Raw genomic sequence first — 1,619 nt, forward strand, 5'->3', positions numbered from 1 at the left:
GTCGCCCCAGTCTTTCTCCCAGCGCTCGCGGGCCTGCGCAGGCGGCAGGCCGTCGCGCAGCTGTTGCAACGCCTGCGCTGAGCCCACCATGCCCAGCGTGCGCTCGGCCATGAACTGCCGGGGCCACAGCCGGTGCAGCGACTGCACCAGCGCCGCGCCCAGCAGCGCAGCGTCGAAGTGCTGGCGGTCGGTCACGCGCAGTGCCACGCCTTCGCAACGCTGGTCTGCATAGGGCGCGGCCTTCGGCACGAACTGAATCTTCTGGATGGCAAGCCCCGGCAATTGCAGATCGGTGAGCGCCTGAGCCAGTTTGGCACCGTCGATCCATGGTGCGCCGACCCATTCGAACGGGTGCTCGGTGCCGCGGCCCACGCTGACCGGGGCGCCCTCGATCCACGCGACACCGGGGTACAGGCGCGCGCTTTCAGGGCGGCGCAGGTTGGGTGAGGGCGGCACCCAGTCGAGGCCCGTGTCCTCGAAATCCATGGCCCGGCGGTAGCCGCGCATCGCGATCACCTGCAGGTCGACCGTCAAGCCTTCGTCGGACTTCAACTCTGCCGCCAGGTAACGGGCCAGTTCGCCGATCGTCATGCCATGCTGAACCGGCAATGCGGCGTAGGCGGTGAACGATTTCAGGCCCGGGTCCAACGTCGGGCCGGCCACGCGGTCGGCGCGTGCGGGGTTGGGCCGGTCCAGCACGACCACCGCGATGCCGGCCTTCGCGGCGGCGCGCAGGCATTCGCCGAGAGTGGCCAGGTAGGTGTAGAAGCGCGCGCCTGCGTCCTGCAGGTCGATCACCAGCGTGTCGATGTCTTGCAGCATCTCGGGTGTTGGGCGTTGCGTCTTGCCGTACAGGCTGACCAGCGGCAGGCCGCTGAACGGTTCGGTGCCGGAGTCGACGCGGCCCTCGACGTCGGCATTCAGCCCATGCTCGGGCGTGAACAGCCTGATAAGGCGGACGCCCGGCGCGTAGCGCAGCCGGTCCAGCGTGCGCCAGCCATGCCTGTCGATCGCTGCCAGGTGCGTCACCAGTCCGACGCGACGGCCTTGCAGCGCCGCATAGCCTTGCTGGCGCAGCATGTCGATGCCGGTCCAGACCGGAGCGGGGCCATCGTCGGGGCCCGGCGTCTTCGGATCGGCCCGCAACGCAGGGCCGGCAGGGGCGGGCGGCTGCAGGCTCGAAACCAGTGCGAGGACCTGGCGGCGCAGCGGGCGCACGTCACCACGCCCATCGGGGTACAGGCGGCTGGTCAGCAGCACCACGAAGCGGTGGTGCGTGAAGTCCAGCCAGATGCCGGTGCCGGTGTAGCCCGTGTGGCCGACAGCGCCCAGCGGTGGCAACGCGTCACGCTCGGCCTCGAGCGGTGCAATCAGCGCCCACCCGAGACCGTGCCAATCGGTGGCGGAGGCGGCGCCTTGCGGCCGCTGCAGATCGGCGATCGTGCCGCGGTACAGCGGCGCAGCCGGCCCGGCGCGCAGCATCACCTGCGCGAAGTGCGCCAGGTCGTCGGCCGTGCTGAACAGGCCCGCATGCCCCGCCACACCACCGGCACGGCGGGCGGTTGGGTCTTGCACTGTGCTGCGCAGCCAGCGGTCGCCTGCAGGCTCGGTGGGGGCGA

At 70.8% G+C, this 1,619-nt stretch carries 1 protein-coding gene; it reads right to left on the reverse strand.

Features of this window, described 5'->3' with window-relative positions:
- On the reverse strand, nucleotides 1-1,619 hold a 1,619-nt coding region (locus AC1DYI_RS34990; protein WP_477208695.1), incomplete at both ends, for an exo-beta-N-acetylmuramidase NamZ family protein.

Source organism: Ideonella sp. P3_A4, from assembly GCF_056403075.1.